18 protein-coding genes are annotated in these 25,235 nt (G+C 70.3%); 9 read left to right on the top strand and 9 right to left on the bottom strand.

Annotated elements, in window-relative coordinates; translation table 11 throughout:
• Nucleotides 1–179: 179 nt before the first annotated feature.
• Entirely contained in the window at nucleotides 180–1,373 is a 1,194-nt protein-coding gene (locus tag E1161_RS25040; RefSeq protein WP_132627194.1) for a Glu/Leu/Phe/Val family dehydrogenase, read from the bottom strand.
• A gap of 510 nt (nucleotides 1,374–1,883) precedes the next feature.
• Here E1161_RS25040 and E1161_RS25035 point away from each other — a divergent pair.
• The 3 genes from E1161_RS25035 (at nucleotide 1,884) to E1161_RS25025 (ending at nucleotide 6,827) form a co-directional block, all read left to right on the top strand.
• Nucleotides 1,884–2,705, top strand: a complete 822-nt coding sequence (locus E1161_RS25035; RefSeq protein WP_132627193.1) for a hypothetical protein — start codon at nucleotides 1,884–1,886, stop codon at nucleotides 2,703–2,705.
• 211 nt (nucleotides 2,706–2,916) lie between these two features.
• Nucleotides 2,917–4,515 carry an amidohydrolase gene (locus tag E1161_RS25030; protein ID WP_132627192.1) on the top strand — a complete coding sequence of 533 codons (1,599 nt, stop codon included), beginning with the start codon at nucleotides 2,917–2,919 and terminating at the stop codon, nucleotides 4,513–4,515.
• A 131-nt stretch (nucleotides 4,516–4,646) separates the two neighbouring features.
• Nucleotides 4,647–6,827 carry a terpene synthase family protein gene (locus E1161_RS25025; protein WP_132627191.1) on the top strand — a complete coding sequence of 727 codons (2,181 nt, stop codon included), beginning with the start codon at nucleotides 4,647–4,649 and terminating at the stop codon, nucleotides 6,825–6,827.
• Here E1161_RS25025 and E1161_RS25020 read toward each other — a convergent pair.
• Both E1161_RS25020 and E1161_RS25010 read right to left on the bottom strand, forming a co-directional pair.
• On the bottom strand, nucleotides 6,788–7,618 hold the full coding sequence (locus E1161_RS25020) for a serine hydrolase (RefSeq protein WP_132627190.1): 831 nt from the start codon (nucleotides 7,616–7,618) through the stop codon (nucleotides 6,788–6,790). The genes E1161_RS25025 and E1161_RS25020 overlap by 40 nt on opposite strands.
• 939 nt (nucleotides 7,619–8,557) lie before the next feature.
• Nucleotides 8,558–9,496 (bottom strand): ornithine cyclodeaminase family protein, encoded by a 939-nt coding sequence (locus tag E1161_RS25010; RefSeq protein ID WP_132627189.1) that lies wholly within the window; start codon nucleotides 9,494–9,496, stop codon nucleotides 8,558–8,560.
• A gap of 154 nt (nucleotides 9,497–9,650) precedes the next feature.
• Here E1161_RS25010 and E1161_RS25005 point away from each other — a divergent pair, with 154 nt between their 5' ends.
• Genes E1161_RS25005 through E1161_RS24985 form a run of 5 tightly spaced genes read left to right on the top strand, consistent with a single transcriptional unit; the run spans nucleotide 9,651 to nucleotide 16,677 of the window.
• Nucleotides 9,651–11,231, top strand: a complete 1,581-nt coding sequence (locus E1161_RS25005) for an aldehyde dehydrogenase family protein (protein WP_132627188.1) — start codon at nucleotides 9,651–9,653, stop codon at nucleotides 11,229–11,231.
• On the top strand, nucleotides 11,231–12,379 hold the full coding sequence (locus tag E1161_RS25000) for an NAD(P)/FAD-dependent oxidoreductase (RefSeq protein WP_132627187.1): 1,149 nt from the start codon (nucleotides 11,231–11,233) through the stop codon (nucleotides 12,377–12,379). Before E1161_RS25005 ends, E1161_RS25000 begins: the two co-directional genes overlap by 1 nt.
• A 12-nt stretch (nucleotides 12,380–12,391) precedes the next feature.
• A complete protein-coding gene (locus E1161_RS24995) occupies nucleotides 12,392–13,543 on the top strand; it encodes a Glu/Leu/Phe/Val family dehydrogenase (RefSeq protein WP_207920389.1) in 1,152 nt (383 codons plus the stop codon).
• Between the two features lie 18 nt (nucleotides 13,544–13,561).
• Nucleotides 13,562–14,476: a LysR family transcriptional regulator gene (locus E1161_RS24990; protein WP_132627186.1), complete on the top strand. Its 915-nt coding sequence runs from the start codon at nucleotides 13,562–13,564 to the stop codon at nucleotides 14,474–14,476.
• A complete protein-coding gene (locus E1161_RS24985; protein WP_132627185.1) occupies nucleotides 14,473–16,677 on the top strand; it encodes a thiamine pyrophosphate-dependent enzyme in 2,205 nt (734 codons plus the stop codon). The genes E1161_RS24990 and E1161_RS24985 overlap by 4 nt, the downstream gene beginning before the upstream one ends.
• Here the strand turns inward: E1161_RS24985 and E1161_RS24980 are convergent.
• The gene (locus E1161_RS24980; RefSeq protein ID WP_132627184.1) at nucleotides 16,670–18,046 is read right to left on the bottom strand and encodes an aminotransferase-like domain-containing protein; all 1,377 of its coding nucleotides are present in this window, start codon (nucleotides 18,044–18,046) and stop codon (nucleotides 16,670–16,672) included. The genes E1161_RS24985 and E1161_RS24980 overlap by 8 nt on opposite strands.
• Before the next feature lie 55 nt (nucleotides 18,047–18,101).
• On the opposite strand from E1161_RS24980, the gene E1161_RS24975 reads away from it, so the two are divergent.
• A complete protein-coding gene (locus E1161_RS24975) occupies nucleotides 18,102–19,106 on the top strand; it encodes a DMT family transporter (RefSeq protein WP_235875290.1) in 1,005 nt (334 codons plus the stop codon).
• Here E1161_RS24975 and E1161_RS24970 read toward each other — a convergent pair.
• From E1161_RS24970 to E1161_RS24950, 5 genes are all read right to left on the bottom strand, one after another.
• On the bottom strand, nucleotides 19,072–20,472 hold the full coding sequence (locus tag E1161_RS24970; RefSeq protein WP_132627182.1) for an FAD-binding oxidoreductase: 1,401 nt from the start codon (nucleotides 20,470–20,472) through the stop codon (nucleotides 19,072–19,074). The genes E1161_RS24975 and E1161_RS24970 overlap by 35 nt on opposite strands.
• Before the next feature lie 67 nt (nucleotides 20,473–20,539).
• Nucleotides 20,540–22,000, bottom strand: a complete 1,461-nt coding sequence (locus E1161_RS24965; protein WP_235875289.1) for a carboxylesterase/lipase family protein — start codon at nucleotides 21,998–22,000, stop codon at nucleotides 20,540–20,542.
• 57 nt (nucleotides 22,001–22,057) lie between these two features.
• Complete coding sequence (locus E1161_RS24960; RefSeq protein WP_132627180.1) at nucleotides 22,058–23,407, bottom strand: wax ester/triacylglycerol synthase family O-acyltransferase; 1,350 nt, start codon at nucleotides 23,405–23,407, stop codon at nucleotides 22,058–22,060.
• 609 nt (nucleotides 23,408–24,016) lie between these two features.
• Entirely contained in the window at nucleotides 24,017–24,901 is an 885-nt protein-coding gene (locus E1161_RS24955; protein WP_132627179.1) for a mycobacterial-type methylenetetrahydrofolate reductase, read from the bottom strand.
• A gap of 207 nt (nucleotides 24,902–25,108) precedes the next feature.
• Nucleotides 25,109–25,235: adenosylhomocysteinase (locus tag E1161_RS24950; RefSeq protein WP_132624608.1), on the bottom strand; the 127-nt coding region annotated here is incomplete at its 5' end.

The following is a 25,235-nucleotide window of genomic DNA, read 5'->3' as shown; positions in this document are numbered from 1 at the left end:
CCAGTACTGCAAGGACCAAAACCGCAACCACGAGTCACGCTAGCACCGCGGTTGCGGGTTGTCACATGCTGATCGCAGCCAGTCAACATGGGACCGCACCCGGTCCGCCGCAGCGCTTTTCAGGCACCGGACGTCGTGGTCCCCCGGCCGGTTCGCGACCCGGGGACCACGACGCGCCGTCACGGGATGCTCAGCAGCGCCTGTCCGCTCTCCTCGGCGACCCGGTTCTGCTCGGTTCGCTGCTCGGCCAGCATCAGCGCCGCGTCGCGCGGGGTGTGCCCCTCGGTGTCCCACGCCGCGAGCAGCAGCGGGATCTTGGCCAGCATCTCCTCGCGCAGAACCTGGAAGGACAGCACCGGATCGGCGTCCACCCGGCCCAGCAGCAGCCACCACGCCCAGGCCGCGGCACCGGCGTTGGCCACGAAGTCCGGGATCACCGGGATGCCGCGGGTCGCCAGCATCTCCTCGGCCTCGAGCGTGACCGGGTTGTTGGCAGCCTCGACGATCACCCGCGCCGCCACGTCCGGTACCTGGCCGGTGCCGATGGCGAAGGACACCGCGGCCGGGATCAGCACGTCGACCTCCTGCGACAGCACCGCCTCGCGCGGCAGCCGCTGGACGTCGGCCGGGACCTGGTCGCGGTCGATCTCACCGAAGCGGTCGCGGGTCTCCAGCAGAGCCGGGACGTCCAGGCCGTCCGGGTGGTAGAGGGTTCCGGCTGCATCGGCCAGGGCCACCACCTTCAAGCCCGCCTCGTGCAGGTAGAAGGCGGCGCCACCGCCCATGGTGCCCACGCCCTGCACCGCGACGGTGGTCTCCTGCGCGACCCAGTCGCGGGCGTGCACCACGCCCAGGCAGCACTGGGCGACGCCGTAGCCGCCGACCACGTCACCGAGCAGCAGGCCACCCGGCACCGGGGCGTTGAGCCCGGCCCGGACCCGGCGCAGCGTGCGCTCCACGTCCGGCGCCCGGCGGATCGCCGCGTGGTAGGACTGGTGCATCCCGAGCTCTTCGAAGGCCTCGTCGATCAGGTGTTGGGGCACGCCCAGGTCCTCGGCGGTCACCCAGTGCGCGTCCAGCCACGGGCGCATCGCCTGGAGGTAGCGCCGGAGCACGCCCTTGGCCTGCGGGTCCTTCGGGTCGCAGTCGATGCCGCCCTTGGCTCCGCCCACGGGCAACTCGAACACAGCGGTCTTGCGGGCCATGCCGCGCGCCAGGTGCTCGACTTCTTCCATCGTGCAACCGGCACGCATCCGCGTCCCACCGGTGGCCAGACCCGACACCAGGGTGTGCACGACCAGGAAGCCGTTGCTTCCCGTCACCGGATCCGTCCAAGTCACCTTCATGAGCGGTTCGCCGCCGACGAGTCCCATGGGCGAATACCTCCTTTCAGTGCGCATACGAGGCGGGGTAACTCGATCGGGCTATGCCGACATAGGGCGGATATCCGCCCTGGTTGCCGGAATAGCCCGATTAGATTTGTGCTGACTCGAAGAGTCCGATTGTGGGAAGAAGCTCGACAGACCCGGCCGGACGCGGAAGGTGATTCGACTCGGTTCGCATGAGCACCTCCCGCGTTGGCCGGAATGGCTCGAAGCTAAGGCCGGGGAAGTGAGATTGTCAACAATCTCCGGTTCGGACAACCGTTACGGCGTCGGAACGGGTGTGTGTCGGCAGGTAAAACGGCCGCATCCGGTTGGTGCGTAACGAGATCAACTCACCCGGCCCCGCCGGGGGCGCGTTGGTTCTAAGCTTCTGCGCGAAGGCGCTCGTGATGCCTTCTCCGCCGCTCCGAAAACCGTCATCCCGAGGAAGAACGGCGGGCCCGGAGCAGGGGGAACGGCGTGCATCGCCCACGCTGCACGACTGGAAGGATGGGAGTCATGAGTCAACCTGACCCGCCGGGGTCTCTGGACGAGGCCGCGCAGCAGCAGCTGATCCAGGAGATCGGCCGGGTGATCGTGCGCGCGCTGCCCCCCGGCTGGCAGGAGTCCACCACGGAGTACCGCGCGCTCGGCGATCACGTCGAGACGGTGTGCCGGCTGATCGCGCCCAACGGCAGCGCGATCCCGCTGGCCGCACCTCCGGAGGTCTCCGACCTGTTCGGACGGCTGCGCGCCGGCATGCACCAGCCAGATCGGGGCACCTGGGTCAGCGCGGTCTACCGGCTGCAGCGTCCCGGGAGCTACGCGGTCGACTTCAACGGCGACAACGAGCCGGACTGGCAGACCCCTCCCCCGCCATCGGCTTACGCCGACGAGCTGCGCAGGCACCCCCGGCCGGCGGAGGCGACGCCGCAGTGGCTGGCCGCCGGCACCGCGCAGCCGGAGCAGCCGAGGCCGTCGCTGCGCACCGCCGAGGTCTTCGACGACCGGGGCAACCCGATCACCGAGCGCGCCGAGATCGGCCGCGCGGAGGCCGAACGGGTGGCCGAGTACCTGGAGAAGGCCCCGGTCGTGCTGGCCGCTCGCAGCTACGACAACGATCGCCTCGACCCGCAGCGCACCGCCTCGGTCCCGATGACCTTCCACACCGACGGCAGCTGGATCTGGCCGGGTGCGGTGGGCTACTACCTGCGCCAGCACGGGGTAGCTCCGGAGCCCGACCTGCTCAACCACATCAGGGCGCTGGGCTTCCAGCTCCCGGAGGTCGCCGAACCGCAGCGCGAGCTGGCCGTGTCGGTGATCACCGGAGAACGCCGCTAGGAGTTCTCGACGGATCACTTCGCCCGGCGGTGCCGGTAGGACGACCTGACCGGCTCCGTGGACTTCCGCGCGTCACTCCTCGATCATGTCGCTCGGCGCACTCCGGGAGGCGGGGGGTGCGGGCCCGTCCCGCCTCTTCGTCCTTCCAGACCGGTCGATGTGGCCAGAACTGCTCGGTAACGAGGCGCCCGGCGCCTGCGACAATCAGCTCATGGCGGATGAGGTGGCGTTCGTGGGCGGCCCGGTGGCCACCATGGATGCCGCGCGCTCGTTCACCGACGCCGTGCTGGTGCGCGACGGCCGGATCGCGGCCGTGGGCGGCGAGGCCGTGCGCGAGCGGATCCGGTCGCGCACCGAGGTGGTGGAGCTGCGCGGACGCCTGCTGCTGCCGGGGTTCCACGACGCCCACGTGCACCCGGTGTTCGGCGGCATGCTGCGGTTGCGCTGCGACCTGTCGCAGGCCACCGACGGTGGCGACTGCCTGCGGTTGATCTCCGAGCACCTCACCGAGTTCCCGGACTCACCGTGGCTGCTCGGCGGTGGCTGGGACATGGCCCAGTTCCCGGGCGGTACGCCGACCCGGCGAGCGCTGGACTCGGTGACCGGCGACCGGCCCGCCTACCTGGTCAACCGCGACCACCACGGGGCGTGGGTGAACTCGGTGGCTCTGCGGCTGGCCGGCATCGACCGGCACACGCCCGATCCACCGGACGGACGCATCGAGCGCGATCCGGCCGGGCGTCCCGACGGCACGCTGCACGAGGGAGCCACCCGCCTGATGGAGCACGTGCTCCCGGCGGCCGGTTCCGAGCAGTACCTCGACGCCCTGGCGACGGGTCAACGCCACCTGCACGCGCGCGGGGTGACGTCGTGGCACGACGCCATCATCGGGCGCTACCTCGGTTACGACGACCTGCTGTCGACCTACCTGCTCGCCGACGACCGCGGGCTGCTGACCGGCAAGGTCCGCGGAGCGCTGTGGTGGGACCGCGATCGCGGCGTCGAACAGATCCTGGACCTGCTGGAACGCCGCAAGCGCGCCCGAGGCCGACGGTTCCGCGCCGAGACGGTCAAGATCATGCAGGACGGGGTGTGCGAGAACGCCACGGCCGCGTTGCGGCTGCCCTACCTGGGGCCCGACGGTCGGGGCTTGTCCTTCGTGTCCCCGGAGGAGCTGGCGGAGGCGGTGCCGCGGTTGACCGCTGAGGGGTTCCAACTGCACTTCCACGCCGTCGGCGACCGCGCGGTGCGCGACGCCCTGGACGCCGTGCGCGGGAGCGGACCCGAGCTCCGCCACCAGATCGCCCACGTGCAGGTGGTGCACCCGGGTGACATCGCGCGGTTCCGTGAGCTCGGGGTGGCGGCGACGATCCAGCCCCGCTGGCCGGTCAACGACGCGGCGATGACGGAGCTGACGGTGCCCAAGCTCGGGCAGACCCGGGCGTCCTGGCAGTACCCGTTCGGCTCGCTTCGCGCGGCGGGGGCGGTGCTGGCGGCCGGCAGCGACTGGCCGGTGTCGGAGGCAGATCCGATGTTGGGCGTGCACGTGGCGGTCAACCGCCGCGAACCGGGTTCGGACGAGCCGCTGGGTCCGGAGGAGGCGCTGGACCTCGTCGACGCGCTCGCGGCCTACACGGTCGGCAGCGCTTGGGTGAACCACGCCGAGCAGCACACCGGTTCCGTCGAGGTCGGCAAGGCCGCCGATCTGGTGGTCCTGGACGCCGACCCGTTCACGCTGCCGCCGGAGGAGATCGCGGGGTGCGGAGTGGATCTGACGGTGGTCGACGGGGAGTTCGTGCACCAGCGGTGATCTCGGCGCTGGGCCGGGCGGGCGATGTCGTGTCCCGATCGTGTGCCAACACCGGCGAGGCGTTGGCGACGGCCCAGGAGACTGGTTCCGTCAGCTGGCGATGGTCCACACCTCCGGGAGGCCGCTGACCCATGTCGTTCCGACTGCCCGAGTTCTACCTGTCCTACCCCGCCCGGTTGAACCCGAACCTGCAGCGCGCCCGCGAGCACAGCAAGGCGTGGGCCCGCCGCATGGAGATGATCGACGTACCGCAGCAGGGCAAGGAGGTCTGGTCCGAGGCGGACCTGGACCGCGACGACTACGCGCTGCTGTGCGCCTACACCCACCCGGACTGCGACGGCGAGGAGCTCGACCTGATCACCGACTGGTACGTGTGGGTGTTCTACTTCGACGACCACTTCGTCGAGCTCTACAAGCGCGATCCCGACCTGACCGCCGCCCGCGAACACCTCGACCGGCTGCGGTCTTTCATGCCGCTGGAGGGGCCGATCACCGAGCAGGCGACCAATCCGGTGGAGGCCGGCCTCGCGGATCTGTGGCGCCGCACGGTGCCGTCGATGAGCGCCGACTGGCGGCGCCGGTTCGCCGACAGCACGAAGGCGCTGCTGGACGAGTCCTTGTGGGAGCTGCACAACATCAGCGAGGAGCGGCTGTCCAACCCCATCGAGTACATCGAGATGCGCCGCAAGGTCGGCGGCGCTCCGTGGTCGGCGAACCTGGTCGAGCACGCCGTGGGGATGGAGGTCCCGGTCGAGCTCGCCGCGACCCGCCCGCTGAAGGTCCTGCGCGACACGTTCTCCGACGCGGTGCACCTGCGAAACGACTTGTTCTCCTACGAGCGCGAGGTCACCGACGAGGGCGAGCTGAGCAACGGGGTGCTGGTCTTCGAGCGGTTCCTGGGCTGCGATCCCCAGGAGGCCGCCGAGACGGTCAACGACCTGCTGACCTCGCGGATGCACCAGTTCGAGCACACCGCGCTGACGGAGGTGCCGAGGCTGCTCGACGAGCGCGGGGTGGACCCGGTCGGACGGCTGGCGGTGCTGGGTTACGCCAAGGGCCTGCAGGACTGGCAGTCAGGCGGGCACGAGTGGCACATGGCCTCCGGGCGGTACCCCGAGGGGGGTGCCAGCTCGTCGGTCCTGGGCGGTCCCACGGGTCTGGGCACCGCGGGCGCCTACATCGCCAAGTCGCTGATCTCGACTGCGCCGCAACGTATTCGGAGCTTCACGCGGGTGCCCTCCCAGCCGGTCGGCCCGGTCCGACGACCCGAGTTGGAGGTGCCGTTCGAGCTGCGGTTGAGCCCGCACCTGGACGTCGCCCGCGAGCATGCGGTGGACTGGGCGCGGGAGATGGGGATGTTCGCCGACGCCCCGCCGGTGTGGGACGAGGCGGCGGTGCGGTTCAACGACCTGCCGCTGTGCGCCGCCGGGCTGGACCCGGACGCCACGCCGGACGAGCTGGACCTGGCCTCGCACTGGCTGGTGTGGGGAACCTACGGCGACGACCTCTACCCGCAGCGCTACGGGCACACCCGCGACGTGGCCGGCGCCAAGGCGCAGAACGAGCGGCTCAAGCAGGTGATGACCGACGAAGGTGAGCCGGGAATCGTGCCGGTGAACATGATGGAGCGCGGCCTCGCGGACCTGTGGCGGCGCACCACGGCTCCGATGAACGCCCGCGAGCGGCAGTCGCTGCGCAGCGCCGTGGAGCTCATGATCGACAGCTGGGTGTGGGAGCTGGACAACCAGGCGCTCAACCACGTTCCAGATCCGGTGGACTACGTCGAGATGCGCCGCGCCACCTTCGGTTCGGACATGACGATCAGCCTGGCCCGCTTCGCCCACGGCGACGTGGTGCCTCCGGAGCTGTACGAGACGCGTGCGGTGCAGAACCTGGAGAACTCGGCGATCGACTGCGCGACGATGCTCAACGACGTCTTCTCCTACCGCAAGGAGGTCGAGTTCGAAGGCGAGGTGCACAACGCGGTCCTGGTGGTGCAGAACTTCCTGGACTGCGACTGCGACCGCGCCTTCGACATCGTGCACGGGCTGTTCAACGCCCGGATGGAGCAGTTCCAGCACGTCATCGACGTGGAACTGCCCGCCCTGTACCAGGAGCGGCAGGTCGCGCCGGAGGCGCAAGAGGCGTTGAACCAGCACGCCGAGGAGCTCGAGGACTGGTTGTCCGGCATCCTCAACTGGCACGAGCAGGTGGGCCGCTACCGCGACTCCGAGCTCCGGCACAACGCGCCGATGAGCGGCATCCGCTCGCTCTACGCGCCGTCGGCGCCGTGGGATCCGGTGGTCGGCTGAGTCATCGCCCGCCAGGCGGCCAGCCCGATGGCGGCGATGGCTTCGACGCCGTCGCCGCCTCGGTAGCCCTTGTTGGACACCGCGTCGGTGAGCTGGTCGACGAGCACGGCGAGGACGACCTGCGGGGTGTCATCGGTGCTCAGCAGCGCCACGTCGTGACGCAGTCCCTTGATCTCGCCGGTCTTGTTCCAGCAGCGGGCGTTCTCGGGCAGCAGCAGCGGGATTCGGTCGACGACCTGCTGCCGCGACAGCACGGTGAGAGCGTGCCGGGTCAGCTGGGGCGGTAGCGCGACGCCCTCGGCGAGCGCGGCCAGGACCCGAGCCTGATCGAGCGCCGTGGTCTGCAGGACCCCGGGCGCTCCGGTGTCCATGATGTGCCGCTCGATGCGGGTGCTGGTGCAGCCCAGGTCGGCGGTGCACTCGGCGATCGCGGTGAAGCCCACCTGGTCGATGACGGCGTTGGTGGCGGCGTTGTCGCTGACCACGATCATGAGGTTGATCAGGTCTCGCAGCGACGCCCTGGGCACGCTGGGGACCTCGAACAGGACGCCGGTCCCCCTGGTCCGCTCGGCGGGCAGCTCCACCTGCGCGTCCAGGTCGAGCCGCCCGTCGGCGACGGCCCGCAACGCGGTGATCATCACCAGTACCTTGATGGTGCTGGCCGAGTGCACCTCGACCTCGGCACCTCTGAGCACCGGCGCGTTCTCGCGGAGGTCCCAGCTCGCGATGCCCGCGCGCCCGGGAAGCTCCAACCCCGCCAGCTCCGCCTCGAACCTCGCCGCGTACCCCACCGCAGACCTCCTCAACGCCGTCTTCGCCAGCCAAGGAAAGCACACCGCGCGCCCTCACTCGCGAACCCGAGCCGCTTCGCCGCGGGCGCCCGCAACCAGGTCCGCGCTCGTTGTTGCAGGTCCTGGATGTCCTTCCACGACTGATCGACGGGGATCGCGGCGACTCGCCGCCCGTTGCCGTGAACGGGTCCCGTGTCGCCTCGGAGCACGTCGATCACCGGGTCACCTCTCCCCCATCGAGAACCGGCCGATGAACACCCACTGGCACGGGATGCGGGCCATCGCTCACCGCCCGCAGCACGGGCAGCCGCACGCCAGGAAGTGGTTCTCAGCGTGGAAGTCGACCGCGTCTGAAGCGATCTGATCCATGTCCGCGACGACCCGGAAGCAGTTCGGTCCACCGACCGGGCACACCAACAGCTACGACCGTCGACGAGAACCGTTGTGCGCTCCTGCGCTTCGCACCCAACCGGCGACCTCGCTGGCTGTTCGGCACCGGGCCGCCCCTCGCTCAACATCACCACGACGCGAGATTAGGAGCAGCGGTGACCGCGATTCCAGTTCTAGTCAGGACCTCGCATGAACTCGTCGGCAACCGATTCAGCAGTTCGCCTGGCGCCATTCTTGGTTCGAAAGATCACTTCTTGACCTCCTGAAGGGCTCCAACAGCGGCAAGGACAACATCCGGGGGAAGCTCGACGGCACACTCCCCGTCTCCCAGGGTGAGCCCCTCCGTGCCCACTCGACCGGCACCCCTGGATCACGGCCGTCCCCCTGTCCGACACGTACACGGCAGGACAGTTCTCGTCCTTGCACTCCGTCACCTTGGATAGCTTCATGAGTCCAATGGTTCGTCGAGCTGAAGCAGTCGATCGAGTTCCTGGATCTTCTATGCACGATGTTGGGCAACCATCACCCGCATGAGCCATGCGAGACGCCTCAGAGCAAGCCGAGGACTGCGAGAGCTGCTGCTGCGTCTTGGGCTCCGATTCCGACGCTGTTGTAGAAGATGAGGTCTTCGGCGGACTTCCGGCCCGGGGCTTGGGCGGTGAGGATCGCGCCGAGCGGGGTCAGACCGCCCCGGTCGAGGTCACCGGTTTCGAGGGCCGCCATGATCGGACCCGCGTGTTGGGTGGCCGTGTCGACGTCGTCGACGACGATCCTGTCCGCTGCGCGCAGGAGGTCGCCGTCGACCTCTCGCCGGTGGGCCTCGAAGCTCCCAACGCTGACCACGGTCGCGCCCGGGGCGAGGTCGGCGGTCGCGACGACCGGGTCGGGGCTCAGGGTGCAGGCGACCACCATCGCCGCGTCGCGGACCACCTCCTCGGGGGTGCCGACCGGCCGGACGTCGAGTCCGAGTTCGGCGGCGAGTTCAGCGGCGGTCGACTCGCGGCGGGCCGCGTCTCGGCTGTGGATCCTGACCTCGGTGAGCGCGCGGACGCGGGAGATGGCCCGTACGTGTGCGCGGGCCTGGACACCGGAGCCGATCACCGCCAGCACGTCCGCGTCGGCGGGCGCCAGGGCGTCGAGGGCGACAGCGCTGCCCGCGGCGGTGCGGATCTCGGTGAGGGTCGTGCCGGACATCGTGGCGGTGAGCGCGCCCGTCTCCGCGTCGAGCACCAGGACCGTGGCGTTGATCGACGCCAGTCCGCGATCGGCGTTGCCGGGGTTGACCGAGACGAGCTTGGCGACCGGGCCGTGCCGGGGCGAGAGCCGGCTCAGGTACGACAGGACCGTGTCCTCCCCCGTGCGGATCGCTGCTTTCGCAGCTTGTCGCGCTTCTCCCCGCCCCAGCGATTCGAAGGCCAGGCGTTGCGAGGCGATCGCCGCGTCGTAGTCGAGGGAGGCGGCCACGTCCGCGTCGCTGATGAGGTCCATGCGCACCGACGTTGGCACATCCGTTCGCCCACCGGAAGGCAGCCCCAGCGACGCTGGGCCTCAGAGCGACAAGAAATCACTCTTCTGATTCTCAACAGAGCGCGCTCCGTCGTTCTACGGTGATCTCAGCGTGGTCCCGAGCAGGAAGAGGTGCATGTCGGTGCAGGCGACGTTGAGCTCCGTGATCGGTCCGGACACCCCGGAGGTGATCGACGGCGGAGGCGAGTACCTCTCGAAGAACCCCGCGAACCTCGACGACGTCGTCGCCAAGGTCGCGCTGGGCACCCCCGAGACCCTGGTGGCCGCGACCGAGCAGGCCCATCGCGCCCAGAAGGAGTGGGCGCAGGTCCCGGCTCCGGTGCGCGGCCGCGTCATCGCGGGCCTGGGACGGCTGGTCGAGGCCAACAAGGAATCGCTGGCCCGGCTGGTGACCCGCGAGATCGGCAAGCCCTACGCCGAGGCGCTCGGCGAGGTGCAGGAGATCGTCGACACCTGCGACTTCTTCGTCGGCGAGGGTCGCAGGCTCTACGGGCAGACGGTGCCCTCGGAGATGCCGGACAAGCAGCTGTTCACCTTCCGCGTGCCGGTCGGGGTCGCCGTGGTGATCACCGCGGGCAACTTCCCGGTCGCGGTGCCCTCCTGGTACCTCGTCCCGGCGCTGCTGTGCGGCAACGCGGTGGTGTGGAAGCCGGCCGAGTACGCGGCCGGGGCCGCTCGCGCGTTGGCCGAGCTCGCGTGGAAGGCGGGTGTGCCCAAGGGCGTGCTCAACCTCGTGTACACCGACGGCGAAGCGACCTTCAAAGGCCTGGAGGCCTCGTTGGAGGCGGGCACGGTCAACAAGGTCGGCTTCACCGGATCCAGCGCGGTCGGCACCCGGGTCGGCGAGCTGTGCGGGCGTCACCTGCAGAACCCGTGCCTGGAGCTGGGCGGCAAGAACCCGATGATCGTCACCGAGGACGCCGACCTCGACCTGGCCGTGGAGGGCGCGCTGTTCTCCGGCTGGGGCACGGCCGGTCAGCGCTGCACCTCGCTCGGCAACCTGATCGTGCACCGCGAGGTCAAGGACGAGTTCACCTCGCGGCTGGACGCGGCGCTGCGCGCGGCCACCGTGGGCGAGCCCGGCGGAGACGTGCTCTTCGGGCCGATGCTGGACCAGAAGTTCGCCGACAACTTCGAATCCATCCTCGACACCCTGCAGCCGCACCACACGCCGCTCGGCTCGGATTCGGTCGGCCGCATCACCAACGACAACCCGCGCAAGGGTTTTCACGGCGATGCGGGTGCCGGTCTGTACTACCACCCGGTCCTGGTGGACGGCATGCGCACCGACGACCACATCTTCCGCAACGAGACCTTCGGCCCGATCGTCGGCGTCACCACCTGCGAGACCCTCGACGAGGCGATCGAGCTCGGCAACGCGCCCGGCTACGGGCTCTCGGCGGCGATCTACACCACCGACCCGGCCAAGGCGTTCCGGTTCCGGCAGGGCATCGGGGCGGGCATGGTCAGCGTGAACAACTCGACCTCCGGTGCCGAGGCCCACCTGCCGTTCGGCGGGAACGGCAAGTCCGGCAACGGAAGCCGTCAGTCGGGCATCTGGGTGCTCGACCAGTTCACCCGGTGGCAGTCGTTGAACTGGGACTTCTCCGGGAAGCTGCAGAAGGCCCAGATGGACGTCGACACCGTCGAGCCTGAGATGGACTACCGCCTGCCGCCGGAACTCGGCCAGCTTTGATGTCACAGCAACTAGTTCCTCCTTCCGCTGAGGTGGTGGTCGTCGGCGGCGGGGCGGTGGGCGTCAGCACCGCATTCCACCTCGCCGAAGCCGGCGCGGACGTGCTGTTGCTGGAACGCGGCGAACTCGGTTCGGGCAGCACCAGCAAGGCGGCCGGAGGTGTCCGGGCGCAGTTCTCCGATCCCGTCAACATCGAGCTCGGGCAGCGCAGCCTGCGGGCCTTCGAGGACTTCGCTCGAAGGCCGGGCGGCGACATCGACCTCAAGCAGCAGGGATACCTGTTCCTGCTGTCGGACCCCGCTGATGTCGCCGCCTTCGAAGGTGGTGTGGCGTTGCAGAACTCGCTGGGCGTGCCGAGCCGCATGGTGACGGTGCGGCAGGCGTGCGAGCTGTCTCCGCTGGTCTCGCCCGAGGGCTTGCTCGCGGCGGCCTACTCGCCCACCGACGGGCACTGCACTCCCGAGGGAGTCGTCCAGGGCTACGCGCGGGCGGCTCGCGAGCACGGTGCGGTGCTGCGGCGCGGCGTCGAGGTCACCGACATCGAGACGAGCGGCGGGGAGATCACCGCCGTGCGCACCGACGCCGGAACCGTGCGAACCTCGACGGTGGTGTGCGCGGCAGGGGCGTGGTCGGCGGCTGTCGGCGAGCTCGCCGGTGTGGAGCTGCCGGTGCGCCCGCTGCGCAGGCAGGTCCTGGTGACCGAGCCGGTTCCCGACCTGCCGCCTCGGCTGCCGTTCACCATCGACTTCGCCACCAGCTTCTACTTCCACGAAGAAGGCCCCGGCCTGTTGGTGGGCATGTCGGATCCCGACGAGGAGTTCGGGTTCCGCCTGGGAACCGACGACCGCTGGCTGGGGCGGCTCAGCGAGGCCGTCGCGCGACGGGCTCCCCGGGTGGCCGACGCCGGCGTGGCGCACGGCTGGGCCGGGCTCTACGAGATCACTCCGGACCACAACGCACTGGTCGGCAACGTCGGCCGGTTCTTCTACGCGACCGGCTTCTCCGGGCACGGCTTCCTGCAGAGCCCGGCGGTCGGCGAGGTGATGCGGGACCTCGTCCTGGAACGCACACCGCCCATCGACGTCTCCGGTCTCGACGCGCGCCGATTCGACGGCGCCGAGGTCCGGCCCGAGCACAACTGCGTGTAGGAGGGGACAACCGTGGTTGACCTGTTGCAGGAGATCGACGAGTGGGGCCCGGAGAAGGTCGTCTGCGTCTCCGACGCGCGCACCGGGATGCGGGGCGTGCTGGTCATCGACAACACCGCGCGCGGCAGCGGCAAGGGCGGCACGCGGATGGCCCCGGGCGTGACCATCGGCGAGATCGCCCGGCTGGCGCGGGTGATGACCTGGAAGTGGGCTGCGGTCGACCTCTTCCACGGCGGCGCCAAGGCAGGCATCGCAGCCGACCCTGGTTCGCCGGACAAGGAAGCGGTGGTGCGCGCGTTCGCGCGACGCCTGGCCGACCAGATCCCGGCCAGCTACGTCGCCGGGCTCGACATGGGCATGACCGAGCACGACGCGGCCATCGTCCAGGACGAGCTCGGCGATCGCGGTGCGGCCGTCGGCGTCCCGGAGGCGCTGGGCGGGGTTCCCTACGACCAGCTCGGGGTGACCGGACATGGTGTCGCCGAGGCCGCGTTGGCCGCGTTGGAGCGGGCGGGCAAGCCGGTGTCGGGTGCACGGATCGCGGTGCAGGGCTTCGGGGCGGTCGGGGCGGCCACGGCCGCGCGGCTGCACGAGCTGGGCGCGCAGCTGGTCGCGTTGTCCACGGCTGACGGTTCGGTGCACGACCCCAACGGTCTCGACGTGCCCGGTTGGCTGGCCGCGAAGGCGGAGTTCGGCGACGCCTGCGTCGCGAAGGTCGCACCGGCGCAACGCATCGCGCACGGCGAGGAGTTGACCGTGGACTGCGACGTGCTGATCCCGGCCGCCCGCCAGGACGTCATCGACGAGTCGGTAGCGGCCCGCATCCGGGCCGGGCTGGTCGTGGAGGGCGCCAACCTGCCCACCAACCCTGCTTCGCGCGCCGCGCTGGCCGCGCGAGGGGTGGGAATCGTGCCGGACTTCATCGCCAACGCCGGTGGCGCCATCGCCGCCGGATTCGCGATGGACGCGAGGTATTCCGCGTTCCGGCCCGACCCCGCCAGGATCCTCGACGAGGTCGCGACCAGGACCAGGCACAACACCCTGCTGGTGCTCGACACCGCGGCGGAGACCGGGGTGCTCCCGCACGCGGCGGCGCTGCAGATGGCCCAGCAGCGGGTGCGCGAGGCGATGCGGCTGCGCGGCCGCCTCCCGGTCCCGGCCTGAATCACCTGAGGAGTCGGCGTGCTCAACCCCATTCACCTGCGGACCTTGCAGGAGTGCGTGCGCACGGGCTCGTTCGCCGAGGCCGGGCGGATGCTGGGCTACACGGCATCGGCCGTGTCGCAGCAGATGGTGCTGCTGGAACGGGCGATCGGGGCGCCGCTGTTCGAGCGATCCGCCCGGTCGGCCCGCAGCACCGCGCTAGCGCTTCGGTTGGCCGACCGCAGCCGGGACGCGCTCGGCGCACTGGACTCGCTGGAGCGCGAGGTGCGGGCGATGGTGGTCGGCGAGGAGGGCGGTCTCCGGCTCGCGTCGTTCGCCACCGCCAACTCCCGCGTGCTGCCGGACGTGCTCGCGGCCGTGATCTCGCAACGGCCCAACGCCGAAGTGCAGCTCGACGAGGGCGAACCCGACGAGGTCGTCGACGGCGTCCTGGACGGAGTGCTCGATGCGGCCCTGGTCTTCGAGTACGACCTCGACCCGCGTCAGTGGCCGATCGAGCTGTGCGCGGAAGAACTCCTGGCCGAACCTCTTCGCGTGGTCCTGCCCTCGTCGCACCGCCTGGCTGGCCGGAGCCGGGTGGAACTGCCGGACCTGGCACGCGACAACTGGATCTGCACCCGGCAGGACACCGCGGGCGCCCGCTCGTTGGTCCGGCTGGCCGCAGCGGCGGGTTTCGCCCCGCGCATCACCTTCCGCAGCAACGACTACTCCGTCATCCGCGACCTGGTGCGTCGGGACCTCGGCGTCGCCATCCTGCCGGCACTCGCCATCCCGCGGGAGCAACAGGGCGTGGCCCGGATCATCGGGTTCGAACCGCACCGGAGGGTCAAGGTCCTCCACCGCAAGCAGAACAGCAACCCGCTGCTCCCGGTCGCCCTGGAGTTCCTCGCCAAGTCCTGCACAGCGGTCGCATCCGAGTGGGAGCAACCATGACCGAACCCGTCGACGAACACTTCCTCCAGTCGCTCGCCCACCTCGGTGACCGGATTTCAGTGGAAATCGGAACTCCGAGTTCCACTGATATCGGGTCAACCGCCGCATCGGCCGAGGACCTGGTGGGGTTGTTCGACTCCCAGGCGGGGAGTCGCCACCTGGACTTCAAGGCCCGTGAGCTGGGAGCACGAGGAGTGGGTTTCTACAGCATCGGGTCGTCCGGGCACGAGTCGAACGCCGCTGTGGCAGCGGCGCTGCGGACGAGCGATCCGGCGCTGCTGCACTACCGGTCAGGGGCGTTCTACCTCCAGCGGGCCAGCGCGGTCGCCGGGAGCACCCCGTTGATGGACGTTCTGCTGGGCGTCGTCGCATCGGCGGACGAACCGATCTCGGCCGGTCGGCACAAGGTCTTCGGCAACGCCGACCTGTCGGTCATCCCGCAGACCTCGACGATCGCCTCGCACCTGCCGCGCGCGGTGGGCCTGGCGTTCGCGTTGGAGCGCGGCGCGAAGCTCGGGGTTCCTGCGGAGTGGCCTGCGGATTCGGTGGTGGTGTGCAGCTTCGGTGACGCCTCGGCGAACCACTCGACCGCCACGGGCGCCATCAACTCAGCGCTGCACTGCGGTTTTCAGGGCCTCCCGCTGCCGTTGTTGTTCGTGTGCGAGGACAACGGGATCGGGATCAGCGTGCGCACACCGCCGAGCTGGATCGCCTCGACCTACCGGGACCGGCCCGGCCTGCGGTACTTCGCCGCCGACGGAGCCGATCCGGTCGAGTGCCTGCGGGTGTCCCGGGAAGCGGCCGACTGGGTGCGCGAGCACCGCGCACCGGCGTTCCTGCACCTGCGCACGGTGCGGTTGATGGGTCACGCGGGCTCGGACGTCGAATCGGCGTACCGGTCGCGCACCGAGATCACCGCCGACCACGAGCGCGACCCGCTGCTGGCGACGGCGAGAGCCCTCGTCTCCCGAGGCGTTCTCACCCCCGACGAAGTCCTCTCCCGCTACGAGGAGGTGCGAGCGGAAGTCGCCGCTCTCGCCGAGGACGCGCTGAGCCGTCGCAAGCTCGGCAGCGCTGCGGAGGTCATGGCCTCCGTGCACGCCGACTCCCCCGACGCCATCGCCGCGCGGACCGCCGAAACCCCGCCCGGCCGCGCCACGACCTTCGGAACCGCACCCGAGGACGAGGGACCGCTGACGCTGGCGCAGTCGATCAACCGGTCGCTGGCCGAGGAGCTCGGGCGGGACAACCGCGTCCTGGTCTTCGGCGAGGACGTCGCGCGCAAGGGCGGCGTCTACGGCGTGACCCGCGGTCTGCGCAAGAAGTTCGGCGGCAGCAGGGTTTTCGACACGCTGCTGGACGAGCAGAGCGTGCTCGGCACGGCGCTGGGCGCGGGCCTGGCGGGGCTGGTGCCGATCCCCGAGATCCAGTACCTGGCCTACTTGCACAACGCAGCGGACCAGCTGCGCGGTGAGGCGAGCACGCTGAGCTTCTTCTCCAACGGCCGCTACACCAACCCGATGGTCGTCCGCATCGCCGGCTACGGCTACCAGAAGGGCTTCGGCGGGCACTTCCACAACGACGACAGCGTCGCCGCCCTGCGCGACCTGCCCGGCGTCGTGCTGGCCTCGCCGTCCCGGCCGGACGACGCGGCGGCGATGCTGCGCACCTGCGTGGCAGCCGCCCGCGAAGACGGCAGGGTCTGCGCCTTCCTCGAACCCATCGCCCTCTACCACACCCGCGACCTGCACGAATCCGGCGACGACGGCTGGTTGGCCCGCTACCCCGCGCCGGGCGAGCACCACGTGGCGATCGGTCGCGCCCGGGTCTACGGCGACGGGAGGGACCTGACGCTGGTCAGCTTCGGCAACGGCGTTGCGATGAGCCTGCGCGTCGCCGAGCGGCTTCGGCACCAGGGCGTGCGCGCCCGAGTCCTCGACCTGCGCTGGCTCGCACCGCTACCGGTCGAGGACCTGCTCAGGGCCGCCGAAGCGACCGGCAACGTGCTGGTCGCGGATGAGACCCGCCGCAGCGGTGGTGTTTCGGAGCCTGTCGTCACGGCGCTGGTCGACGCCGGGTTCACCGGGCGGATCAGTCGCGTGACCAGTGAGGACAGCTTCATCCCGCTCGGCGCGGCGGCCTACCACGTGCTGCTCGACGAGGACACCATCGAGACCGCCGCGCTTAAGCTGATCACCTGACGAGCGCCTCGCCGATGAGCCGGGCCGCCTGCGGGTAGGCACCGGGGTTCGGTCCGGCGTAGTTGAGGCGCAGGAAGCGGCCGGTCGGTTCGGCGGGGAACCACTCGTCGCCCGGGGCCACGACGACCCCGGCGGTTTCGCAGTCGCGCACGAGCGCGGGCAGATCGGTGGTGTCCGGCAACCGCACCCAGAGGTTGAGCCCGCCTGCCGGAACTTCCAGGTGCGCGCCGGGAACGTGCTCGCGCACGGCCTCGGCCAGCAGGTCGCGGCGTGCGGCGAGCTGCTGGCGGAGATCCCGCAGGTAGGTGCGCCAGGCCGGTTGGGTGACCACGTCGAGGGCCACGGCCTGCAGCATGCCGCTGACGTAGACGGCCTCGGACTGCGTGTCAGCGAGGATTCGCTCCCGGGCGGGACCTCGGGCGATGATCCCGGCGATGCGCACGGACGGCGACACGGTCTTGGTCAGCGAACGCAGGTGGACCACGTGCCCGTCCTCGTCGCGGGCGGCCACCGGAACCGGGTCGGTGGTGATGCCGAGATCGCGGGCCCAATCGTCCTCGATCAGGAAGGCGCCGTGGCGGCGAGCGGTGTCGAGCACCTCCTCGGCAAGGCGCGAAGACCACTGCGCGCCGGTGGGGTTGGCGTAGTTCGGCTGGGCGTAGAAGGCGCGCGCACCGGTGCGCTCGAAGGTGCGGGCGAGCTGGTCCGGGTCGGGGCCGTCCGGTCCGCTCGGGACGGGCACCGTCTGCACGCCCACCTGGGCGGCCGCCACGATCGCTCCCCAGTACGTGGGCGACTCCATCAGCAGCGGACGACCGGCGCCCACCAGCGCGCGGAAGATCGCGCTCAGCCCGCTCTGGCTGCCGGGGAAGATCACCACGTCGCCCGGTACCGCCGTGCCGAGCTCGGTGGCGAACCACGCCTGCAACTCCGGGAGACCGGCCGTGGCGGGCCGATCGATGACCGCGTCCGTGCGGGCCGCCCGCGTGAACGCGGATCGGACCAGCCGCTCGGGTAGCAGTTCGCGGCACGGGTACCCGGAGTGCAGGGCGATCACGTCGTTGGGCGCGGGCCGCATGGCGGTGGACAGCGTGGGGCGGCTGTTCTTCGGTGCTCCCAACGCGGCGGTCTGCCAGCCGAAGTCGCTCGGCCGGGGCACTCGAACCGAGCGGACGAACGTCCCGACGCCTGGCCGGCTTTCGACAAGACCTCGGGAGGCGAGGGTGCGCAGCGCCTTCTGCACGGTGACCGGGCTGACCCCGTGTTCCGCGACGAGCTCGCGCGTGGACGGCAGTTTCGCGCCGGGCTGGGCCGTGGCCATCCACTTGCGGAGTTCCGCGACTATCCGCGAACTGCTATCGTCTGACATGAAAGACAATAGTAGCGCTACTGCTCTGCGGGACACGGTGCTATCCCCGACTCGCGTGGGACTGGCCTGGGGGTTTCTGGGCGTCGTGGCGTTCTCGTTCACCCTCCCGCTCACCCGCATCGCCGTTGACGGGCTCTCGCCGCTGTTCATCGGGGCCGGCAGGGGCGCCGTCGCCGGGCTCATCGCCGTCGTCGCGCTGCTGGTCACCCGGCAAGCGCTGCCGCGCGGCACCCAGTGGGCGCGTGCCGCGGTCGTCGCGGGCGGCGTGGTCGTGGGATTCCCGTTCCTCACGTCGTACGCACTTGCCAGCACCCCGGCCAGCCACGGCGCGGTCGTGCTCGGTGTCCTCCCGGCGGCGACCGCCATGATGGCGGTGCTGCGCGGGCACGAACGCCCGCCGAAGGCTTTTTGGATCACGGCTTCGCTGGGGGCGATCGCCGCGGTGTCCTTCGCCTCGCTGCAGGGCCTGGGCGGACTCCACCTCGCGGACCTGCTGCTGTTAGGCGCCGTCGTCGCCGCGGCGATCGGGTACGCCGAAGGCGGACTGCTCGCGCGGGAGCTCGGCGCCTGGCAGACGGTCTCCTGGGCGCTCGTGATGGCCGCACCCGTGATGAGCGTGATCACCGGCATCGAGGTTGCCCAGCATCCGCCGAGCGCGACCCCGGTGCAGTGGGCGTCCTTCGCCTACCTGGCGGTGATCAGCCAGAACCTCGGATTCCTCGCCTGGTACCGGGGTCTGGCGATCGGCCCGATGGCCCAGGTCAGCCAGATCCAGCTCACCCAACCGGTCATGACCCTCCTCTGGGCCGCTCTCCTGCTGGCCGAACCCCTCAACTGGCCCACCGTCCTCGGGGCCCTGGCGGTGATCACCTGCGCAGCGCTCTCGGTCCGCACCCGCCTCAATCCCCGACCGGGCGCTGTGGGCAGCTCTGGTCCGAACCGGCCGTGGTCGATGCCCGTTCGTGCCCGGTCAGCTCGAACCCCAGAACTGCCACCGGCCCCGTCCGAGGTGAGGCCCGGAGTGGTCAGGACGGGTCGCCGAAGACCTTGCCGGGGTTGAAGATTCCGGCTGGGTCGAGGGCGTTCTTGATGTCGCGGTGCATGTCGATGACCTTCGGCGACAGCTCCGCGTGCAGGCCCTTGCGCTTGAGCAGGCCCACTCCGTGCTCGCCGGTGACCGTGCCGCCGAGGTCGATGGCGTCGGCGACGATGTCGTCGAAGGCGCGCTGGGCGCGCAGACGGGCCTCGTCGTCACCGGGCGGGGTGATGATCAGCGGGTGCAGGTTGCCGTCGCCGGCGTGGGCGATGTTGGCGATCTGCGTGTCGTGCCGCTCCGCGGCCGTCTCGATGCGCGCGAGCATGTCCGGGACCAGGGCGCGCGGCACGCAGACGTCCTCGGTGAGCAGCGGGCCGAGCCGCTCCAGCGCCGGGTAGGCCAGGCGGCGGGCCGAGAACAGGGCGTCGGCCTCCTGCTGGTCGGTGGAGCGCGCGCTCCAGGTCGCCCCCGCTCCTTCGAAGCAGCGCACGAGGGTGTCGACCTCCTGCTCCCCCGCCTGGCCCGGCGCATCCGAGCGGCCGAGCAGCAGCACGTCGGCCTCGGCGGACAGGCCCATGTTCTTCCACTCGTCGACCGCGCGCAGGCAGTGCTGGTCGAGCAGTTCCAGCGCCGAGGGCACCACGCCTGCCGCCGCAACTGCCGCGACGGCCTCACCGGCGGCGACCAACGAGTCGAAGTAGCCGACCACGGTGCGCTCCGGTGCCCGCAGGCCCGGTAGCAACTTCACCGTCACCTCGGTGACCACGCCGAGCGTGCCTTCGGAGCCGACGAACAGACCGCACAGGTCGTAGCCTGCGACGCCCTTCGCGGTGCGCCGTCCCAGTCGCACGACCTCGCCGGAGCCGACGACGGCTTCCAGACCGAGCACGTAGTCCCGGGTCACGCCGTACTTCACGCAGCACACGCCGCCCGCGTTGGTGGAGACGTTGCCGCCGATGGTCGACCACGGCGAGCTCGCCGGGTCCGGCGGGTACCAGGTGCCGTGCTCGCGGCAGGCGGCGCGCAGGTCGTCGTTGACGACGCCGGGCTGCACCACGGCCAGCTGCTCCCTCGGGTTGATCTCCAGGATCTCGTTCATGGCTTCCAGCGAGATCAGCACGCATCCGTCGATGGCGTTCGCACCGCCGGACAGACCGGTCCCGGCTCCGCGCGGCACGACGGGCACGCCGTGCTCGGCGCAGGCCTTGACCGCGGCGACGACGTCTTCGGTGCTGCGCGCCCGCACGACCGCGAGGGGCTTCCCGCACGGCGCCCACTCGGCCTCGTCGTGGGAGAAGCGTCCAGTGGAGTCCGGATCGGTCAGCACCGCCTCGTCCGGCAGCGCCGAGCGCAGTGCCCGCAAGGCTGCGTTGTCCGAGTTGTCCACCATCGATGACCTCCCACTCCACGAACCGCCCACACAGTAACTCCGTGAACGGGACGTGGAGATCGAGGCCTCAACCGAGCTCCGGGAAGCGGTGCGCCCAGATCTGCCGAGACCCGCTGATCGGGTCGGACGCCAGGGATACCGGCACGTTGAACAGCCGCGTCTGGCGGTCGGCGAGCTGGTAGCCGGGCCAGCCGGGATCGCCGGTGGCGGCGAACGAGGTCCAGGCCCCGCGGATCGCGGCCGAGAGCTCCTCGAACCCGGCCGGGGAAGCACCGAGCATCGCCAGCGCCAGCGGGTCGTCGAGGTTGCCGAAGGTGAACGGGACGTCCAATCCGTGCGTCGCGCCGAGCAGGCCGTCGCGCTGCGGTGTCTCCCAGGTGAACTCGTACAGGAAGCCACGCCCACCCGCCGCCGCGGCCGCCTCGGCCATCCACACCGCGGGCATCCGGAACAGCCTGTCGCTGAGCAGCACGGTGTAGAGGTCGGAATCGGCCACGCCCGGATGCGTCGACCGGTACTCGGCGACCGTCGTCGGCGGCAGGTGCAGGTCGTCGACCAGTCGCTGCAGGTCTCGCGCCTCGGCGGGCAGGTCGATGGTGAACCCGGTCGCCTCGTCGCGGTTGAACCCGGCGATCACGTCGATGCCGTTGGCCACGCCTCCGCGCATCGCCACCCACGGCAGCTCGGAGAGCACTTCGCCGTCGAGGACGACGGTGTAGGGCGTGCTGTTGGTCCAGGCCGCGCGGTTGCGACTGATCTCCGCCATCGCGTGGGTCTGCGCCACGTGCAGGTCTTCGGGCGGGACCTCCGCGAGCGCCGCGGTGGTCGCGGGCACGCCGAGCCGTCCGGTGATCAGCTCACCGATCTTGCGGTTCTCGTCCTCGTCGCAGTACATCGCCGCAGGGCTCTGGGCGATGGCGCGGCGGAACAGTCCGCGCCGCGCGGAGCCCGCGACCAGGGTCGCCACCGAGACCGCGCCGGCCGATTCACCGAAGATCGTGACGTTGTCCGGGTTCCCGCCGAAGGAGATGATGTTGTCGCGGACCCAGCGCAGCGCGGCCAGCTGGTCCAGGATCCCGCGGTTGGACGGGGCGTTGTCCACCCAGCCGAAGCCCTCGTAACCGACGCGGTAGTTCACCGTCACCACGATCACGCCGTCGCGCGCGAGCTTCGCCCCGTCGAAGCCGTCCGTCGAGGCGGTTCCACCCAGGTACGCACCGCCGTGGAACCACACCATCACCGGCAGGTGGCCGCCGCGATCGGGAGTCCAGACGTTGACGGTCAGGCAGTCGGTCGAGTCACCGGGCCGCCAGCACGCGGGAAGCGCGGGGTCCAGCGCGGCCTGCGGTACCGAGGCGCTGTAGCCCGAGGCATCTCGGAGCCCGTCCCAGCGCTGCGGCGTCACCGGCGCTTGGAACCGGCGCGGACCGTCCAGCGGCGCCGCGTAGGGGATCCCCTTGAACGACATGACGTCACCGTCGGAGATTCCCCGCACGGCGCCGTGCTCGGTTCGAACGATGAGGTCCACGCCTCCATATAACCAGTTGAAGTTCGACAGCGGAGGCGGGTTCCCGGCATCCATGTCTCACGTCCCGTCGCTGAGTTCGGCTACCGCCTGCGGCAGCGCCTCGGCGAGCTTCTCCAAGTCGGGCAGCGCCGTCCGGTTCGCCTGCACGCCGATGTGCACGGTGCCGCGGAACTGCGAGACCGCGATCGACAGCGAGTGCCCGGAGGCCAGCGGGGCGAGCGGGAAGAGCTCGGCGACCTCGGCGCCGTCGAGCGCGGCGTGGAAGGTCGGCAGCGGGACGTTGGTGACCATGGTGTCGAACAGCAGCGACGCACCCTGCGCGACCAGCGGTGTCGCCACGTGGTGCAGCACCTGCGGCAACCGGCCGGCCAGCACGGGGAACGCCCCTGGCCCGCGCAGCGGTCCGGCGCTCTTGTTGCCGCTCATCTCGGCGCGGATGGACGCCAGCCTGGTGGCCGGATCGGGTTCGTCGACCGGCAGCTCGCACAGGTAGCCGGAGAGCTGGTTGTTGCCGCTGCGGGGTTGGTTGCTGCGCCGCCGGCACACCGGGATCAGCGCGCGCACCGGCACCTGCGCGGAGTCCTCGCCGCGCGCGGCCATCCAGAGCCGCAGCGCTCCGGCGATCACCGCGAGCACGACGTCGTTGTTGGTGCCGCCGCCGTGCCGGGAGCGGATGCGGCGGATGTCGGCGAGGTCGATGGGCACCAGCGCGAGGCGGCGGGCCGGGGACGTCGCGGCGTGCATCGGCGAGGACGGCACCGGGAGCCGCATGTTGCGCATCACCGACGCCGCGATCCCCAGCGATTCGCTCGACTTCGACAACGTGCCGCGCAACGCCCCGACCAGCTTCTCCGGCCGGCGGATCAACCCGAACGCCTCGTCCAGCGGGTTCGGCGGCGGCGTCGCGGGGGTGTCGGCGAGGTCGGTGAACTCGTCGAGCAGCCGGACCCCGACCTCCACCGCGTCGTGCCCGTCGACCAGCGAGTGGTGGAACTTCATCAGCACCGCGAACCGGTTGTCGGCCAGCCCGGTGATCAGGTGCAGTTCCCACAGCGGGCGACGCTGGTCGAGCGGATCGGCGATCAGCTCGGAGGCCAGGATCGCCAGTTCCTCGCGCCCGCCGGGCGCGGGGATCTCGTGGTCGTAGACGTGATCGGCGGCGTCGAAGTCGCGGGCTTCGCGCCAGTGCGGTTGCAGCCACGAGCGTTCCAGCCGCATGCGCAGCCGGGCGATGCGCTGCGCGCGTTCGGCCAGCAGCCGCCGCAACCGGTCCCGGTCGACCGGGCCTTCGGAGCGGAACACCGCAACGGCGCCGACGTGCATCGGCGTGTCCTCGTGCTCCATGCACAGGAAGGCCCAGTCGAGTGGCGTGAGTTCACTTCTGGATGGCGTCTCGGTTGCGCTCATCGCCTATTTCCCGTCAACGATGAAGTGGTCATTCGCGTTACACATCAGTTTCTCATTGGTCCGCGAGGCACGATTGCGGACCAAACCGAATCCGGTTCGCAATCCGACGATCTGGTGAACCGGCAGTCCTGCGAACGAGCAAGAACATGCTGGTGGCGACGACATCGACGGGTTCCTTCCGGTGCTGCCGACGATCGGCGTGCGCGCACCGAACACTGCAGCGATGAGGTTTTCGGGTGGACGCACGAGCGTTGTTCACGTACCGGTGCGCCGTTGCACGATTCGTCATCGTAACCGCTGACGAGTGCATCGACCTTAGCGAAGAAAAGATCGGTTGAGAACGACCGCCATCACCCGCGCTGAACCCCGAAAGAGTTTTGATCACTTCGTTCGGTGCCCATTCCGGCGCAACCGATCACCCGAAAGCATGTGACGACGCTGATGACCCGGGCCTCGACGGACGAAGCGATGACGCCGAGCACTGGACCGGAACTGCGAAGCGGCCCGATTTCTCACTCGAACGCTGCCCCGGAAAGCACGGGACCCCGCCTCCGCAGGCGTGTCGCGCTGCGGAGGCGGGGTCGCGTGATTCCCAGCCGGGTGGTCTGCCTACTTGCCGGGCTCCCAGTGCTCCAGCATGGCTGCGAACGTCTCGAACGCGGGAGCGTTGTAGCCGTAGGGGGCTTCCAGGTGAACGCTGATCGGGAAGCCGAGGTCGTGCACGCCGTCGATGACCCGCTTGTAGAGGTCGACGACCGCCTGCTTGCGCTGCTCGAAGCCGAGCTCGGCGGTGCGGGCGACGAACTCCTGCTCGGCGGCGACCGCCTCGTTGCCCGGGTCCTGGATGAGCCACTGGATGAGTTTCTTGTTGCCCTCCACGCCCGGGATGAACCCGAAGGACAGCAGGATCTCCGGGCGGTGCGGCGTGGTGCGCGCGAACTCCTCGAGGAAGTCCACGATCGCGTCCGAGTACAGCAGCTGCGTCATGCCGTAGGTGGCGCCGCGCTCGCACTTGAACCCGAACCGGCCCTGCTCCCCTTCCCGGGTCGGGATGAGGATGGACCCGCGGTGCGGGACGACGTCCTGGAACTTGGTGAGCGCGTCGGTGGGCGGCACTCCGGGGCCTTCGCCGTCGGCCATGTTCCGGGGCACGCCGACGAAGGCGATGCCGTCCATGTCGGCGTCGCGCAGCGCCTGCAGCCGCTCGGCCAGCGCGCGCTCGTCGTGGAACGCGGTGACCTGCGTGCACAGACCCCGCAGGTCGCCGAGCTCCGGGCGGATCGTGCGCCAGAAGTCGATGGTGTCCATCTTGGGCCGGAAGTCGACCGGGCGGTCGCCGTCTTCCTGGATGATCCCCGGGATCATCACGTGTCCGATGCGGCCGGTCAGCCCCGAGTTGCGGCTGAGCTCGGCGATCTTCTGACCCTCTTCAACGGCCCTCTGCACACCGCCGTCGAGGTCGGGCGGAACCAGTTCGAGTGCGATGGTGGTCATGTCGGCCTCAGGTATTCCTTCTGTCGACTTCGGTCACCGCAGCGCTCGTGGTGGATGCGCCTGCGAACCTGCCGTGTGCGACAGGGACCGTTTTCTTTCAAGGAGAAGGTTTTTCGACGCGACCGGCGGACCGTCGTGGACGGCCGCCCGGCTATCGCGGAACCGGGGGTGGTCACCGCCCGCGGGGAGCGGTGACCACCGGCCGGATCAGTAGCGGTAGTGCTCGGGCTTGTAGGGGCCCTCGACGTCGACGCCGATGTAGGCGGCCTGTTCCTTGGTCAGCTTGGTCAGCTTCACGCCCAGCGCGTCCAGGTGCAGACGAGCGACCTTCTCG

The sequence above is a fragment of the Saccharopolyspora aridisoli genome (genome assembly GCF_004348445.1).
GTDB classification, from domain to species: Bacteria; Actinomycetota; Actinomycetes; order Mycobacteriales; family Pseudonocardiaceae; genus Saccharopolyspora; species Saccharopolyspora aridisoli.
This window is presented reverse-complemented; position numbering and strand designations above follow the sequence as displayed.